Here is a 16,012-nt window from a genome sequence, read left to right as displayed (position 1 = left end):
CAGCCGAGGCGGCCGTAACGGTGGGAAGATCCGAGGGAATTCGCACCCTCAAAGCCAAAAATATTATCTATCACAATAGCTTAAGTCGTGGCGGAGAGGGTGGGATTCGAACCCACGGTACGGTTGCCCGCACAACGGTTTTCGAGACCGTCCCAATCGACCACTCTGGCACCTCTCCGCATTTCGCGAGCCGTCGATGGCGGCCTCAATACACAAAAGCCACAGGGCGCACAAGGTGCAGGAGGCGGTTCTCCCACAGGCGCGCAAGGCGCGTGCGGCGGCGGCCTGAACGTTGAACGCGTGCGGCGGCGGGACCTCGCCGCATGGGCTTCATTCGCGCCGACGCCGTGGCGTCGCGCCCGGGCCGCCTGCGCCGACGGGCGCCGTTTTCCGGCCAAAACCAGAACATGGGAGCGCGCCGCGGCGCGCATCCGCGGTCAGGCCCGTCAGTCAGCGGAAGAGTCGGGGGGAAAGATTGGTACCACCACCTGGGCTCGAACCAGGGACCTCTTGATCCACAATCAAGCGCTCTAACCAACTGAGCTATGGCGGCACGGGTCGTTTCGCGGCGGAACCTAGAAGAAACCGCCGCGGCAGGCAAGCGCCGCGGCGGGGTTTTCGACAGGGGAATGACGTCGCAGGCGGGGGACCGGACCTCGGCGGATCACGCCGGCGTCGCGGTCCCGGCGTCGGCCTCGGCCTCGGCGTCGATGGCGTCCACCTCCGGCGCGGCGAAGGGATAGGCCGTCGAGCAGAAGTCGCAGGTGACGGTAACGCCGCCGTCCTCCATGCGCATGTCGCGACGCTCCTCGCCGGAGAAGCTCTTCAGCATGCCCCGCACCCGTTCGCGGGAGCAGCGGCAGGCCTCGCGCACGGCCAGGCTGTCGAACACGCGGATCTCGCGCTCGTTGAACAGGCGGATCAGCAGGCGCTCGGGCGCAAGCGTCGGGTCGATCAGCTCGTGGTCCTCGACGGTCGCCACCAGCGTCTGGGCCTCCACCCAGGCGTCGTCCTCCTCGGTCTCGTAAGCTTCCACGCCTTCCGGCGCGTCGCCCGGCGGCAGGTCCGTCACGCGCATGCGCTCCGGCGCCTCGGGCAGGAACTGCGCCAGGATGCCGCCCGCCCGCCAGGAATGGCGCGCGCCGGCGCCGAAGCTCTCGGCCACCGCGAGGCGGATCTTGGTGGGGATCTGCTCCGACTGCTGGAAATAGGTGTGCGCGGCGTCCTCGAGCGAGCCGCCGTCCAGCGCCACCACGCCCTGATAGCGCGACAGGTCGGGGCCCTGGTCCACCGTCAGCGCCATGTGGCCGCGGCCGAGCAGGGCGCCGGCGCCCGCCGCGCCGTCGAGCCGGTCGGCGTCGAAGCGCGCGCAGGCGCGCAGCCGGTCGGGGGCCTCGAAGTCCACCACCAGCATGCCCACCGGCCCGTCGGAGCGGGTCTGCAACTGGAAGCGGCCCTCGATCTTGAGCGCGGAGCCCAGCAGCGCGGTGAGCGCCGCGGCCTCGCCCACGAGCTTGGACACCGCCGGCGGATAGGCGTGGCGCTCCAGCACGGCGTCGATGGACGGCCCGAGCCGCACGATGCGGCCGCGCACGTCGAGCTCTTCGATCTGGAACGGCAGGATGCGGTCGTCGCCGTCCTCGCGAAGGGCGGAGGGAGCAAGGTCTGTCATGATGCAGCCTATGTAGCGACGGCGAAGGAAAAGCGGAAGGTCTTCAGGACGGTCCGTTGCGGGCGCCTTGCGTGACCTCGGCGCGTCGCTCGCGGCGCGGCTCGCCGCGACCGGCGAGTCCCCCCATGCCCGGAACGCTGGTCGTCTGCGGCGTCGTCGCGACCATCGCCGGCGGTCCGGCTCGCCGCGACATCTACGCTCATGGACGCCCGCATGCCGATCCGGCGCGGCGGCGTCCGGGATCGAGCCGCCAAGATCGGCTTCGGCGCGGGCGTTCAGACCGCGCCGAAGCACCAGGCCAGCACGCCCTTCTGGGCGTGCAGCCGGTTCTCGGCCTCGTCGAACACCGCCGACTGCGGACCGTCGATGATCTCGTCGGTCACCTCCTCGCCGCGATGGGCGGGCAGGCAGTGCAGGAAGATGGCGTCCGGCGCGGCCCGCTTCATGAGCGCGGCGTTGACCTGATAGGGCTTCAGCAGGTTGTGGCGGCGCTCCCAGTCGCTGTCGCCCATGGAGACCCAGCTGTCGGTGATGACGGCGTCGGCGCCCGCGACCGCCTCCTCCGGGTCGTCGCCGACGCGGATGTCCGCGCCCTCGCGCTTCGCCCAGGCGAGGATGTCGGCGTTGGGGCCGAGCTCCGCGGGGGTCGCCACGTTGAGGCGGAAGTCGAAACGGGCGGCGGCGTGCATCCACGAGGCCAGCACGTTGTTGAAGTCGCCGGTCCAGGCGACGGTGCGGCCGGCGATGTCGCCCTTGCGCTCTTCGAAGGTCAGCAGGTCGGCCATGACCTGACAGGGGTGGGAGCGCTTGGTCAGGCCGTTGATCACCGGCACGGTGGCGTGCTCCGCCAGCTCCAGAAGCTGGTCGTGGCCGAGCATGCGGATCATGATCGCGTCCACGAAGCGCGACAGCACCCGCGCCGTGTCGGCGATGGCCTCGCGCTCGCCGAGCTCGATCTCCTTGCCCGACACCATGATGCTCTCGCCGCCGAGATCGCGGATGCCGACGTCGAACGACATGCGGGTGCGCAGGGACGGCTGCTCGAACACCATGGCGATGACCTTGCCGGCGAGCGGCTTGTCGGCCTCGGCCGCGGGGGTGCGGCGGCGGGCTTTCATGTCGCGCCCGGCGTTCAGCATGGCGCGCAGCTCGGCGCGGGAGAAGTCGCACAGGTCGAGGAAGTGGCGGGGCTCGGCGGCGGTCATTCTGCGGCTCCCCGCGCGGCGGAGAGGCCCATGTCCTGCTCCAGGCGGGCGAGCCCGCGGTCGATCATGTCCATGGCGGCGGCAACGTCGGCTTCCGTCGCCACCAGCGGCGGCAGCAGCCGCACCACGTTGTCGCCGGCGCCCACCGTGAGCAGCCCCTCCGCGCGGAACGCGGCGGCGACCTCGGTGTTCGGAACCGCGCAGCGCAGGCCGATCAGCAGGCCCTCGCCGCGAACCTCGGTCACGAGGCGGGGATGGGCGTCGACGATCCCGGCGAGGCGCTGGCGGATGAGCAGGCCCATCCGGCGCACATGGTCGAGGAAGCCCGGTTCGGTCACCACGTCCAGCACCGCGTTGCCCACCGCCATGGCGAGCGGGTTGCCGCCGAAGGTGGAGCCATGGACGCCGGCCGTCATGCCGTCGGCGGCCGCGCGGGTGGCGAGGCAGGCGCCGATGGGGAAGCCGCCGCCGAGGCCCTTGGCGAGCGCCATCACGTCGGGCGCCACCCCCGCCTGCTCATAGGCGAACAGCGTTCCGGTCCGGCCGACGCCGCACTGCACCTCGTCGAACACCAGCAGCAGGCCGTGCGCGTCGCAGATCTCCCGCAGCGCCCGCAGCGTGGCGGGCGGCACAGGCCGCACGCCGCCTTCGCCCTGAACCGGCTCCACCAGCACGCCGGCGGTCTCGGGGCCGATGGCGGCCTTCACCGCCTCCAGATCGCCGAAGGGGACCTGGTCGAAGCCTTCGACCCTGGGACCGAAGCCCTCCAGATACTTGGCCTGCCCGCCGGCGGCGATGGTCGCCAGCGTGCGGCCGTGGAAGGCGCCCTCGAAGGTGATCAGCCGGTAGCGCTCGGGCTGGCCGTTGGCGTGGAAGTGCTTGCGCGCGAGCTTGATGGAGGCTTCCAGCGCCTCCGCGCCCGAATTGCAGAAGAACGCCACGTCCGCAAAGCTCGCCTCCACCAGCCGCTCCGCGAGGCGTTCGCCTTCGGGGATGCGATAGAGGTTGGACACGTGCCACAGCTTCGCCGCCTGCTCGGTCAGCGCCTTGACCAGATGGGGATGGGCGTGGCCGAGGGAGTTGACCGCGACGCCGGCCGCGAAGTCGAGATAGCGTCGTCCGTCCGTCGCCGTCAGCCAGCAGCCCTCGCCGCGCTCGAAGGCGAGGTCGGCGCGGGCGAACACGGGAAGCAGCGGAGATGCGGCGGAGGACATGGACCCCCTCCCTGGCGAGACGGACGTTACGCTTCGATCGATCGGCGGGAGGGGCCCGCGGCGCGAAAAACAAAAAGAGCCGCCCCAGCCGAGCGGCCCTTCCGTTCCGCGCGGATAATATGTGCGCTCGCCCCCTTGTCAATCATAGGCGGTCCGTGCTTGCGCGCGGGCCGCGCCGCGTCTGACGCAAGACAGGTGGGGAAAACCCCGGTGTTGCATTCTGGACTCTTGCCGCTGAGTCGCCGGGCGCCTTAGTTTAGCTTCCGTTAAGCGCGAGTACCGCGCAGCGAAAAATCCTTGGCGTAGAAACGGCGGCGACGCCTGTGCGTGATCTCAAGTCACGTGCTGGCGAAGCGAAGCGGATTCCGCCGAAACGCGAATGGAGAGTCCAATGCAGTGGACCGACGAGCGGGTGGAATTGCTCAAAAAGCTCTGGGCGGAGGGTCTGAGCGCCAGCCAGATCGCTGCTGAGCTCGGCGGCGTCACCCGCAACGCCGTGATCGGCAAGGTGCACCGGCTGGGCCTGTCCGGCCGGGCCAAGGTGGCCGCGCCGAGCTCCGCGCCCCGCCTGCGCAAGCCGACGGCGGCGGCCCCCGCGTCCGCCCGCGTCTCCGCAGCTCCCGTCGGCGTCGCCGCCGTGGCGCGCGCGCCCCAGGCTCCGGCTTACGCCTCGCGCGGCAACGCGGCGCTCGCCGTCGCCTCCGCCGCCCCGGCGATGGAGCCCCGCGCCGCCGTCCATGTGGCGCCCCCGGTGCGGCTGGTGGAGACCCGCCCCGCGGTCACGCCGGAAAACGTCACCATCATGGACCTGCGCGAGAACATGTGCCGCTGGCCGCTGGGCGATCCCAGCCAGCCGGACTTCCGCTTCTGCGGCTCCCGCACCACGCCGGGCAGCGCCTATTGCGCCTGCCATTCGGCCATCGCCTACCAGCCGGCCAACGACCGCCGCCGCGACCGCCGTCCGAGCATCCCGACGCACTGACCAGCGCGCGCCGCTCCGGCGGGCGGACGAAACGTTCAAACGGGCCGGCGGCGACGCCGGCCCGTTTCGTTTGAGGCTCTCAGACCGTCTCGAGCGCGCGGAGGATGTCCTCGATCAGGTCGTCCGGATCCTCGAGCCCCACCGACAGCCGCAGCGTGGCGTCCACGACGCCCATCTCGGCCCGCGCCTCCGGCGACAGGCGCTGATGGGTGGTGGTGGCGGGATGGGTCAGGATCGACTTGGCGTCGCCGAGGTTGTTGGAGATCTTGATGATCTCCAACGCGTTGCCGAAGCGGAAGGCGGCGGCCTTGTCGTCCCCGACCCGGAACGTCACCAGCGTGCCGCCGCCCTTCATCTGCTTCCTGATGAGCTCCGCCTGCGGATGGTCCGCCCGGCCGCAATAGGTCAGCTTCGTGATCTTCGGGTGCTCGGCGAGGACATCCGCGATCCGGCCCGCGGTGGCCTGCGCCCGCTCCACCCGCAGGGACAGCGTCTCCAGCCCCTTGGCCAGCGTCCAGGCGTTGAACGGCGACAGCGAGGGGCCCGTCTGCCGCAGGAAGGTGTGCAGATGGTCCATGATGAACTTTTCGGAGCCGAGGACCATGCCCCCCAGCACCCGGCCCTGGCCGTCGATGTGCTTGGTGGCGGAATAGACCACCACGTCGGCGCCGAGCGCGAGCGGCTTCTGCAGGATCGGGGTGGCGAACACGTTGTCCACCACCAGCCGCGCCCCGGCGTCGTGGGCGATCGCCGCGACCGCCGCGATGTCGTAGACCTCCAGCGTCGGGTTGGTGGGGCTCTCCAGGAACAGAACCTTGGTCTCGGGCCGGATGGCCGCGCGCCACTGGGCGAGGTCCGCGCCGTCCACCAGCGTGGACGCGATGCCGAAGCGGGGGCACAGGTCCTCCACCACATAGCGGCAGGAGCCGAACAGCGCCCTGGCGGCCACCACATGGTCGCCGGCGTTGAGCTGGCACAGCATGGCCGCCGTCACCGCCGCCATGCCGCTGGCGGTGGCGCGCCCGGCCTCCGCGCCTTCGAGCGCGATCATGCGCTTCTCGAAGGTGGCGACGGTCGGGTTGGAGAAGCGGGAGTAGATGAAGCCCGGATCGCGGCCGTCGAAGCGGGCCTCCGCCGCCTCCATGGTGTCGTAGGCGAAGCCCGAGGTGAGGAACATGGCCTCGGACATCTCGCCGTAGCCGGAGCGGGCCTCGGCCTCGTGGATCAGCAGGGTGGCGGGCGAAAGCGCCCGGTCGGCGGGAAGGGGGCGACGGCTCATCGGACGATGCGACCTCGAAACGGGCCGGGTCGCACGGGCGATCCCCCGACGCGTTCAGGGGTTCAAGCGCGCAATCCGGCCTTTTAACGGGTTGTTTTAACGTGGCTGCAAGCCGGCCGGCCCAAGGAACCACGGGAACGATGCCTAGACCCCATGCCGCCTTGCGTCAACGCCGCGTTCGCGTAAACGAACGGTTGGCCGCGCGCGAGAGCCATGCGCGGCGGGCAGGCCGGGAGACGCGAACCACATGAGCCAGGGCGGCATCCTTCCGAGCCAGGAGATCGAGCGGCTGATCGCGACGGGCGCGATCCGGCTCGAACGTCCCGCGGCCGCCGACCAGGCGCAGCCCGCGAGCCTCGACCTGCGGCTCGGTCCGGTGGTGCACCGGGTGCGGGCGAGCTTCCTGCCGGGCGCGGGGCGCACGGTGGCGGAGCGCCTCGCCGAGCTGACGCTGCACACCATCGACCTTTCCGCCGGCGCGGTGCTGGAGACCGGCTGCGTCTACGTCGCGCCGCTGATGGAGAGCCTCGACCTGCCGGCGGGCGTCGCCGGCGCCACCAACCCCAAAAGCTCCACCGGCCGGCTCGACGTGTTCACCCGCGTGATCGCCGACGGCGCCCGCGCCTTCGACGTGGTTCCCGCCGGCTATCGCGGCGCGCTGTTCGCGGAGATCAGCCCGCGCACCTTCCCGGTGCTGGTGCGCGCCGGCTCGCGGCTGTCGCAGCTCCGCCTCCGGCGGGGCCACGCCCGACTCGACGACGCGGAGCTCGCGGCGCTGCAGGCGCGCGAGCGGCTGATCGACACCGAACAGCCCGACATCCGGGACGGCGTCGCCGTGACGGTCGACCTTCGCGGCGGCGCGGACGGGGTGGTGGGCTGGCGCGCCAAGCGCCACACCGGCGTGGTGGACATGGACCGTCCGGGCGCCCACGACGTGGGCGAGTTCTGGGAGCCGGTGCGGGCGGGACGCTCAGGGCTGGTGCTGGACCCCGGCCAGTTCTACATCCTCGCCTCCCGGGAGGCGGTCTCCGCCCCGCCGGACCACGCCGCGGAGATGACGCCGTTCGATCCGCTGGTGGGCGAGTTCCGGGTGCATTACGCCGGCTTCTTCGACCCCGGCTTCGGCCACGCGCAAGGCCGCGGCGCCGGCGCCCGCGCGGTGCTCGAGGTGCGCAGCCACGAGGTGCCGTTCATCCTGGAGCACGGCCAGACGGTGGGCCGCCTCGTCTACGAACGCATGCTGGAGCGCCCCAGGACGCTCTACGGCGAACTCGCCACCTCGAACTACCAGGGCCAGGGCCTCAAGCTCTCGAAGCACTTCCGCGCGCCGTGACGCGACCCGCACGCGCCCTTGCCTTGGAATCGCAGCAAACATTGCCCTAGCCCGCATCGACACTCAGGATTCACGCGAGGCGTAAGCGCTGAATTCCTTGCGCTCCGGATCGTTCGATTCGGAGGGCTTGGATGGCAAGACGTTGCGAGCTGACGGGCGCAAGGGACGCGGATAGCGCCGCTGCTTCCGGGCAAGGCCGGGGATCCGGGCCGCAGACAACCGGCTGTTTGTCGGCGGCGCGCCTTGGGCGCTGCGCTCAGGCGCGATCTGCGCGAGCGCTATGGCAAATGGAAGAGCCTGCGCAAGCGCTTCTCGCGCTGGGCCAAGGCCGGCGTCTGGGGGCGCGCGTTCGAAGCGCTGATCTGAAGAACGACGACCTGATGCTCGACACGACGCTGGTCAGGGCCCCTCAGCAGGCCGCGACCGGAAAAGGAGCGCGCGCGACCAGGCTCCGGGGCGCTCCGGAGGAGGACGGACCACCAAGGTCCACATGCTGGCCGACGGCTTCGGCCGGCCGCTGCGCTTCATTCCCACGCCCGGCCAGACCGACGACGTGACGCAAGCCCCGACGCTCATCAAAGGCCGGCGCGCCGACCACGTGCTCGCCGACACGGCCTATGACAGCCGCGCCGTCCACTTCCTGAACTTCATCCACCTCGCATCAGCAAAGCTCGGGATGCGGTGAATGTCGATTCACCCTCGACGCCTATCCCCGAAGACGAATCCCGACGTTACGTCGCAAATGCAGGATGTGCAGAAGCCTAAATTGAAAAACGCCTGGTTCGATCGTCAATACGCTGACCGGCGGGCTGGGGTTTTTCAGGAAGAACTCGATCGAGAACGCCGGGCGAGCGTCGCGCCCGGTTGGGTCATGGAGCGTAGTGGCGTGGTGGCCGCTGTGGGACTCGAACCCACACGGGCGCTGCCCGAGGCATTTTAAGTGCCTTCCGTCTACCAGTTTCGGCAAGCGGCCAATCCGTCTCCCGCCCCATAACCCATGACTGCGACTTATGCGAGCCACGCGCCTCAAGCCTATGTCAGGCCCGACAACATGAGATCAGAGTCAAATTACTGATTTGATTTCATTTTTTAGCTAAAATGGCGGGATTCCAAGTCTCGTGCGTCCGCCGGGTTCGCCACGTCCGCACGCGCGGTCGGGCCGCGTCATCGGGACGAGCGCGGCAGGCCCTGTCCAAGCCGAGCCGCTTTGAGTCGCGCACGAAAAAGCGCGCCGGCCCCGAAAGGCGCGGCGCGCTTGAAACGTCGCTCGAGCCGGAACAGCCGGCGTCAGGCGCGGTAAGGTTGCTTCAGCTCGGCCACGTCGCCGAGGCCGAGGGTCTCAAGGTCGCCGAGCGCCGGGGCCCGGCGGGCCTCCATGGCGCGGGCCACGCGGCCGGCGGCGAAGACCAGCCCCACCGCCTGAACGGCGTCCCGGAGTATGTTGCGCATGCGAAAGGCCGGTAGCGGACGGCCCATCGCGACGGACAGATTGCGAGCCACGATCATCTCCAAACATTAGTCACCCGAAGGTGTTGGAGACAATGTAAACCCGATGCCGCAGCGCACAACGAGCGTTCTGATCGCCGGAGCCATGCGACTTTCGCATGAGCCGCGGGCCAAGGCTTCACAATTTCGCAACGATCGCGGTTCGCCGCCGCGTTTCGGCCGCAGGCCTTTCGCGCCCGTCGCGAACCGCGACGGGCGCTCCCAGCTCGTCAGCGCCGCCCCTCACTCCGCCGCGACGTAGAGCGCGCCGCCCTGCTGCAGGAACTCCTCGGACTTCTTCTTCATGCCCTCCTGCGCCTCGAACGTGACGTTCTGGGCGCGGACTTCGGCGCGCAGGTCCTGCGTGATCTTCATGGAGCAGAACTTCGGTCCGCACATGGAGCAGAAATGCGCCACCTTGTGCGCGTCCTTGGGCAGGGTCTCGTCGTGATAGGCGCGGGCGGTGTCCGGGTCGAGCGAGAGGTTGAACTGGTCCTCCCAGCGGAAATCGAACCGGGCGCGGGAGAGCGCGTCGTCCCGGAGCTTGGCCGCCGGATGGCCCTTGGCGAGGTCCGCCGCATGGGCGGCGATGCGATAGGTGATGACGCCGGTCTTCACGTCGTCGCGGTTCGGCAGGCCGAGATGCTCCTTCGGCGTGACGTAGCAGAGCATCGCCGTGCCGAACCAGCCGATCATGGCCGCGCCGATGCCGGAGGTGATGTGGTCGTAGCCCGGCGCCACGTCCGTGGTGAGCGGCCCGAGCGTGTAGAACGGCGCCTCGCCGCACACCTTGAGCTGCTTGTCCATGTTGGCCTTGATCTTGTGCATCGGCACATGGCCGGGGCCCTCGATCATCACCTGACAGCCCTTGTCCCAGGCGATCTTGGTCAGTTCGCCCAGCGTCTCCAGCTCGGCGAACTGGGCGGCGTCGTTGGCGTCGGCGATGGAGCCGGGCCGCAGGCCGTCGCCCAGCGAGAACGACACGTCATACTTGCGCATGATGTCGCAGATCTCGTCGAAGCGCTCGTAGAGGAAGCTCTCGCGGTGCCCGGCGAGGCACCAGCGCGCCATGATCGAGCCGCCGCGCGACACGATGCCGGTGACGCGGTTCGCCGTCAGCGGCACATGGGCGAGGCGCACGCCGGCGTGGATGGTGAAGTAGTCGACGCCCTGCTCGGCCTGCTCGATCAGCGTGTCCTTGAACACCTCCCAGTCGAGCTTCAGCGGGTCGCCGTCCACCTTCTCCAGCGCCTGATAGATCGGCACGGTGCCGATCGGCACCGGCGAGTTGCGGATGATCCAGGAGCGGATGTTGTGGATGTTGCGGCCTGTGGAGAGGTCCATCACCGTGTCGCCGCCCCAGCGGATGGCCCAGACCAGCTTCTCCACCTCTTCGGCCGCGCCGGAGGTGACGGCCGAGTTGCCGATGTTGGCGTTGACCTTCACCAGGAAGTTGCGGCCGATCGCCATCGGCTCAAGCTCGACGTGGTTGATGTTGGCCGGAATGATGGCCCGGCCGCGCGCCACTTCCGAGCGCACGAACTCCGGCGTCACGAACTCCGGGATCTCGGCGCCGAAGTCCTCGCCGTCGGCGCGGCGCTCGTCGGAGCCTGCGACCGCCGCCTCGCGGGCGAGGTTCTCGCGGAAGGCCACATAGACCATCTCCTCGGTGATGATCCCGGCGCGCGCGAACTCGTACTGGGTGACGAGCTGGCCGGCGGCGGCCTCGCGGATGGAGCGGGTCGCCGGACACGGGGCCACCAGCCGCTCGGCGGAGACGTTGCCGTTGTCCTCGGGCTTCACGGCGCGGCCGGCGACGGTCGGGTAGCCGCGGGCCGCGATCCAGCTCTCGCGCACCGCCGGCAGGCCGTTGGCGAGGTCGATCGCCGGGTCGGTCTCGGTGTAGGGGCCGGAGGGGTCGTAGACGCGCACCGCCGGCTCGCTCGGATCGCTGAGCGCGATCTCGCGGAACGGCACCCGGAGTTCGGGATGCGACTTCGGGGCGGCGTAGACCTTGCGGGAGCCGAAGATCGGCCCGGTGGTGACGCTTTCAGGCGCGGCCTTGGCGTCCTTCGGCGGAACATGGACGTTCATGGGGGATCTCCTCCTCGATGTTCTCGTTCGGGAGATCCGGGATGATGACGAACAAGTCTGGGGGGCCGCTCTCCACGCGCGGCCGCAAGCTCCCGTCCCTTCGCCGGCATGACCCGGATCAGGTTCTAAGGGATCGGCGTAGCGCCATCTCAGCCCGGCATTGCAGCCGGACGCCCCTCGGAATGGATGGGATGTTAGAAGCGCTCGAAGCTCGTGTCGAGACGAAACGTCGCGGGCGGGTCCCCTCGCCGACTTCGATCGCGCGTGGACCCGCCCGCCGTCACGCCCGCCGCAGGCGGGCATGACGGGTGACGGATCCCGCAGCCGGCCGCCTCACGGCCGCAGGCGCTGGGTCGCGATCGCGTCGTAGAGCGCGGCGTCGAGCGGCACATAGCGGCCGTCCGTCGGGTGGGCGAAGTAGAGCGGATCGCGCACCCGCGACGGATCGGCGCCCTCGTCCACCAGATCCACCTTGCGCTGCTTCAGCGTGCCGGTGACCTCCACCTCCGGCGCGAGCCGCAGGAACACCGGACGGGCGTAGTGCGGAAGGTTCCGGCGCACATGCTCGTGCAGGCCCGCAAGATCGACGCCGCCCTCCCCCGGCGCGACCAGCGCCATGCCGGCGCGGCCGTCGTAGCCGGGGATGCGGACGCCGTAGACGTTCACGTCTCGGACGCCGGGAAACACCGAGATGGTCTCGGCGACCTCGGAGGTGGCCACGTTCTCGCCCTTCCAGCGGAAGGTGTCGCCGATGCGGTCGACGAAATAGAAATAGCCCTGCTCGTCCTGGCGCATCAGGTCGCCGGTGCGGAACCAGCGGTCGCCGGGCTCGAAGGCGTCGGCGAGGATCTTGCGGCGGGTCGCCTCCGGGTCGGCGTAGCCCTCGAAGCGCATGGAGGGCTTGGACGGGTCGTTCAGGATGCGGCCGATGATCTCGCCCACCTCTCCGGCCGCGCATTCGATGCAGCGCCCGTCCGGGCCGCGCACGGGCTCGCCCGCCTCCATGTCGAAGCGCACCACCTTGGTGGGAAATTTCCGCTTCATGTAGAACGGGATGCGCCCGACCGCTCCCTCGGCGCCGTCGAAGTTGAACAGCGCCACGTTGCCCTCCGTCGCCGCGTACCATTCCAGCACCCGCGGGATGCGGAAGCGCTCCACGAAGGTCGGCCACACGTCCGGCCGCATGCCGTTGCCGCAGGCGAGCCGGACCTTGTGGCGCGTTTCGCCCTCGCTCACAGGCGTGTGGATCAGGTAGCGGCAGAGTTCGCCGATGTATTCGATCATGGTGCAGTCGGTGGCCGCCACGTCGTCCCAGAACGAACTGGCGCGGAACTTCTCCCGGATCACCACCGAGCCGCCCACAAGCAGCGGCGCGCAGGCGGCGATGACGCCGCCCACCGTGTGGTACATCGGCAGGCAGTCGTACATGCGGTCGTCGGGCCGGATTCCCATCACGCCCATGAAGCCGTGGGAGATCGCCATCAGCCGGTAATGGTTGATGTTGGCGGCCTTGGGCATGCCGGTGGTGCCGCTGGTGTAGATGAACAGCGCCCGGTCGTCGATGGAGAGCGCCGGCAGCTCCTCGGCCCGCAGCGGCGCGCGCCCGAGCGCTTCGGCGGCGAGGTCCACCCGCGGCCAGCCCTGCGCCTCGCCGCCATGGACCCAGACCTGCGGCGGGGGCTGATGGGTCACCAGCGCCTCGGCCCCGGCGTAAGCCTCCGCCAGGTCGGCGCCCACCACCACGTGCTTCGGCGCGACGATGCTGACGCAATGGGCGAGCGGCGCGCCGGTCAGGTTGGTGTTGAGCAGCGCGACCACGCCGCCGACCCGCGTGACGCCGACCCAGAAGGCCAGATAGTCCGGCCGGTTGAGCGACATCAGCGCCACCACGTCGCCCTTGCCGACGCCGTTCGCCTTCGCCCAGCGGGCGTAAGCGTTGGCGCGGGCGTCGAGCTCGGCGTAGGTGAAGGTCTCCCGGTCCGAGATCAGCGCGATCCGGTCGCGGTGTTTCGCGGCGAGCTCCGCCACCACATGCGGGAACACCCGGGAGCGGTTGCGGCCGATATGGGTCGTCGCCCTCAGCGCCCTCAGCGCGCCGGTGACGCAGCGCCATTCCCGCGTCAGTCGTGACGCCCGAGCCATGAACCACCTCCCGCTGCGCGCCGTGCAGCCTGAGCGGACAGGCTTCGGCGCGTCGTATCGTTGCGTTCGCCGCCCATGAAGCCCGCCCCGGCGGGCGGTGTCCAGAGCGGTGGGATAACGTTAACCGAGAAGGCCGCCGGAGCGCGGCGCCAGCGGATTCTCGGTCAGCGCCGCGCGGTCCGGCCGGTCCGGCGCGACCTGCCCGGCGAAGGCGGCGTAGAGCCCGGCGAGCAGGCCGGGCTCCAGTCCCTCGCCGATGGCGACGAGCCGGGTGCGCCGGTCGTCGTCGGGCCAGGCGTCGAGGACGCGCGGCTCCGCGAACACATGGCGCACGCCCTGCACCAGCAGCGGCCGATCCGGCTCCTCCACCAGCCGCACCAGACCTTTCAGCCGCAGCAGCTTGGCGGCGTGGGCCGAGCGCAGCAGCTCCACGAACAGGTCGTAGGCCGCCCGCGTCAGCGGCGCCTCGCTCTCCATGCTGACGGCGCGCACGGCGCCGTGGCCGAGAGGGGCGGCGTCGAGCCCCCGGCGCGGCCCTTCCGCAGGGGCGAGCAGCGCGGCGGCGTCCGCCTCCGTGGCGCTCGCCACCTCCGCCGTCGGCGCCAGACGGGCGACCGCCGCGCGGGTGGCGGCGAACTGTTCGGGCGTGGCGAGATCGGTCTTGGACAGGACGATCCGGTCGGCCATCGCCGCCTGCCGCGCCGCCTCGGGCGAAGCGAGAAGCGTGGCGCCGCCGTCGGAGGCGTCCACCACCGTCACCACGGCGGCGAGATGGAACCGGAGCGCCAGATAGGGGTGCAGCATCAGCGTCTGCAGCGCGGGCGCGGGATCCGCGAGGCCCGTGGTCTCGATCACCAGCCGGTCGAACGGCGGCAGGCGTCCGTTGTCTCGGGCCCGGAGCAGGTTCTCCAGCGCGTCCACCAGCTCGCCGCGCACGCCGCAGCACAGGCAGCCGCCGGCGAGCGCGATGACGCCCTCCTCCGCATGCTCCACCAGCAGGTGGTCGACGCCGATCTCGCCGAGCTCGTTCACCAGCACGGCGGCGTTCGCCAGCGCCGGATCGCGCAGCAGCCGGTTCAGCAGCGTGGTCTTGCCCGCGCCGAGGAAGCCCGTGAGCAGGACGAGCGGCAGCGGCTCCGGGCGGCGCGGATCGGGCATGGCGCAGGCGCGGCCGTCAGAACGCGGACGGCCCGGCCGGCTGGGCGTTGCGGCCGATGGAGCCCGACAGCGGCTGCGGCGCGACGGTCCCCGCCCCGAGCGTCTTCGCCCCCGTCTTGGGTGCGGCCTTGGCTCCGGTCTTGGGCGCAAGCTCCACCTTCACCCGGCCGTCCTTCTTGGCGGCCTTGGCGGCGGGCTTCGCAGCCTTTTTCTTGGGCGCGTCGACGCGCAGCGACTTGGCTTTGGCCGCGCCGGACGTCGCCTTGGCGCCCGCCACCGCCGCGGCGGCGCCCGTGGCGGCTGCGGCCGCGGGCGCGAAGGCGGTCGGGGCGTCCTCGTCGAGGCCGCTCGGCTTCGGGGCCGCCGCCGGCGCGTTCGGCGCCGGTGTGGCGTAGACCCGCACCGGGCTGACCTGCGTCTTCGACATCAGGATCGGCCGCCACGGGTGGCCCGTCGGGTCGAGCTTGCGCTCGGCGCGGGCCTTGGCGGTGGACTTGCCGCACATCTTCTCGCGCAGGTCGACGGGGAAGGCGCCCACCGTCTGCGGCAGGCCCGCGAGCGTGCCCCGCGCGGTGGTGGCCGCGAAGCCGCGCTCGAAGGCGTCGATCGCGGTCTCGGAGCGCTCGATCGGCGTCTGGGAGCCCAGCACCACCGCCACCAGCCGCCGGCCGCCGCGCGACGCGGTCGCCACCACGTTGAAGCCGGAGGAGCAGACATAGCCGGTCTTCATGCCGTCCGCGCCCGGATAGCGGCCGATCAGCCCGTTGTGGTTGCGCAGGATGCGGTCGCCGATCTGGATGGCGTCGAGCGAGAACAGCCCGGCCTGCCCCGGAAAATCCCGGTAGAGGGCGGTGGCGAGCAGCGCCATGTCCCGCGCGGTGGTGCGCTGCAGGTCCGGACCGGGACGCACCGGAAGGCCGTTGGGGTTGACGAAATTGGTGTTGGTCATGCCGAGCTGGCGGGCGGTGCGGTTCATGTCCGCCACGAAGCCCTCCACCGAGCCGGACACGCCCTCCGCCAGCAGGAAGGCGATGTCGTTGGCCGATTGAACCATCAGCATCTTCAGCGCGTCGTCCACGGTGACCGTCTGGCCCACCTGGAAGCCCATCTTGCTCGGGGGCTCGGCCTGGGCGCGGGCGGTGTAGATCAGCGGCGTGTCGAGACGGAGCTTGCCGTTGCGCACCGCCGTCAGCACCACGTAGGTGCTCATCAGCTTGGTGAGCGACGCCGGATACCACGGCGTTGTGGCCTCGTTGGCCTCAAGCACCTGCCCGGTGGCGATGTCGGCCACCAGCACGGGCTGGGCCTGCGCCGGCAGGGCGAGGCCCGCGGCGGCGGCGATGGCGAGCCACATGGCGGCGCGGCGGCGGAAGGTCTGAAGCATGGGGCGGTGGAACTCGCGCTTGCGTCGGACGGGGATCGGCGGAAGCCGCGCCGCGCCCCCCGGC

Annotated in this window: 11 protein-coding genes, 3 tRNA genes, 1 pseudogene and 2 riboswitches; of the genes and pseudogenes, 3 read left to right on the top strand and 12 right to left on the bottom strand. The window is 70.6% G+C overall.

Annotated features, from left to right (window positions below):
• Window positions 1-88: 88 nt before the first annotated feature.
• From PKE85_RS16795 to PKE85_RS16775, 5 genes are all read right to left on the bottom strand, one after another.
• Window positions 89-178, bottom strand: a tRNA-Ser gene (locus tag PKE85_RS16795).
• Between the two features lie 298 nt (window positions 179-476).
• A tRNA-His gene (locus tag PKE85_RS16790) sits at window positions 477-553 on the bottom strand.
• Between the two features lie 111 nt (window positions 554-664).
• The gene (locus PKE85_RS16785; protein WP_271205911.1) at window positions 665-1,672 is read right to left on the bottom strand and encodes an Hsp33 family molecular chaperone; all 1,008 of its coding nucleotides are present in this window, start codon (window positions 1,670-1,672) and stop codon (window positions 665-667) included.
• A gap of 275 nt (window positions 1,673-1,947) precedes the next feature.
• Window positions 1,948-2,877, bottom strand: coding sequence for an ornithine carbamoyltransferase (argF, locus tag PKE85_RS16780; RefSeq protein WP_271205910.1), 930 nt, complete (start codon window positions 2,875-2,877; stop codon window positions 1,948-1,950).
• A complete protein-coding gene (locus PKE85_RS16775) occupies window positions 2,874-4,091 on the bottom strand; it encodes an aspartate aminotransferase family protein (protein ID WP_271205909.1) in 1,218 nt (405 codons plus the stop codon). The genes argF and PKE85_RS16775 overlap by 4 nt, the downstream gene beginning before the upstream one ends.
• 391 nt (window positions 4,092-4,482) lie before the next feature.
• On the opposite strand from PKE85_RS16775, the gene PKE85_RS16770 reads away from it, so the two are divergent.
• Window positions 4,483-5,073, top strand: a complete 591-nt coding sequence (locus tag PKE85_RS16770; RefSeq protein ID WP_271205908.1) for a GcrA family cell cycle regulator — start codon at window positions 4,483-4,485, stop codon at window positions 5,071-5,073.
• Window positions 5,074-5,152: 79 nt separating this feature from the next.
• Here PKE85_RS16770 and PKE85_RS16765 read toward each other — a convergent pair whose 3' ends face one another.
• Window positions 5,153-6,352 (bottom strand): O-succinylhomoserine sulfhydrylase, encoded by a 1,200-nt coding sequence (locus PKE85_RS16765; protein WP_271205907.1) that lies wholly within the window; start codon window positions 6,350-6,352, stop codon window positions 5,153-5,155.
• Window positions 6,353-6,415: 63 nt separating this feature from the next.
• A riboswitch (SAM riboswitch) is annotated at window positions 6,416-6,495 on the bottom strand.
• A 104-nt stretch (window positions 6,496-6,599) separates the two neighbouring features.
• Here PKE85_RS16765 and PKE85_RS16760 point away from each other — a divergent pair.
• Both PKE85_RS16760 and PKE85_RS16755 read left to right on the top strand, forming a co-directional pair.
• Entirely contained in the window at window positions 6,600-7,685 is a 1,086-nt protein-coding gene (locus PKE85_RS16760; RefSeq protein WP_271205906.1) for a 2'-deoxycytidine 5'-triphosphate deaminase, read from the top strand.
• A 171-nt stretch (window positions 7,686-7,856) separates the two neighbouring features.
• Window positions 7,857-8,310: pseudogene (locus PKE85_RS16755) on the top strand (IS5 family transposase); the annotation flags it as partial.
• A gap of 262 nt (window positions 8,311-8,572) precedes the next feature.
• Here the strand turns inward: PKE85_RS16755 and PKE85_RS16750 are convergent.
• The 6 genes from PKE85_RS16750 to PKE85_RS16725 all read right to left on the bottom strand — a co-directional run bounded on the left by PKE85_RS16750 (window position 8,573) and on the right by PKE85_RS16725 (window position 15,948).
• A tRNA-Leu gene (locus tag PKE85_RS16750) sits at window positions 8,573-8,658 on the bottom strand.
• A gap of 314 nt (window positions 8,659-8,972) precedes the next feature.
• Window positions 8,973-9,185, bottom strand: coding sequence for a hypothetical protein (locus PKE85_RS16745; RefSeq protein ID WP_271205905.1), 213 nt, complete (start codon window positions 9,183-9,185; stop codon window positions 8,973-8,975).
• A gap of 228 nt (window positions 9,186-9,413) precedes the next feature.
• The gene (gene thiC / locus PKE85_RS16740; protein ID WP_271205904.1) at window positions 9,414-11,264 is read right to left on the bottom strand and encodes a phosphomethylpyrimidine synthase ThiC; all 1,851 of its coding nucleotides are present in this window, start codon (window positions 11,262-11,264) and stop codon (window positions 9,414-9,416) included.
• A 78-nt stretch (window positions 11,265-11,342) separates the two neighbouring features.
• A riboswitch (TPP riboswitch) is annotated at window positions 11,343-11,452 on the bottom strand.
• Window positions 11,453-11,597: 145 nt separating this feature from the next.
• On the bottom strand, window positions 11,598-13,406 hold the full coding sequence (locus tag PKE85_RS16735; protein ID WP_271205903.1) for a long-chain-acyl-CoA synthetase: 1,809 nt from the start codon (window positions 13,404-13,406) through the stop codon (window positions 11,598-11,600).
• Between the two features lie 120 nt (window positions 13,407-13,526).
• Window positions 13,527-14,564 (bottom strand): CobW family GTP-binding protein, encoded by a 1,038-nt coding sequence (locus tag PKE85_RS16730; RefSeq protein ID WP_271205902.1) that lies wholly within the window; start codon window positions 14,562-14,564, stop codon window positions 13,527-13,529.
• 16 nt (window positions 14,565-14,580) lie between these two features.
• Window positions 14,581-15,948, bottom strand: coding sequence for a D-alanyl-D-alanine carboxypeptidase family protein (locus PKE85_RS16725; protein WP_271205901.1), 1,368 nt, complete (start codon window positions 15,946-15,948; stop codon window positions 14,581-14,583).
• Window positions 15,949-16,012: the final 64 nt, after the last annotated feature.

Source organism: Methylopila jiangsuensis (assembly GCF_027922305.1).
In the GTDB taxonomy this organism is placed as follows: domain Bacteria; phylum Pseudomonadota; class Alphaproteobacteria; order Rhizobiales; family Methylopilaceae; genus Methylopila; species Methylopila jiangsuensis.
The sequence above is the reverse complement of the archived record's forward strand: the minus strand, read 5'-3'. Positions and strand labels throughout refer to the sequence as shown.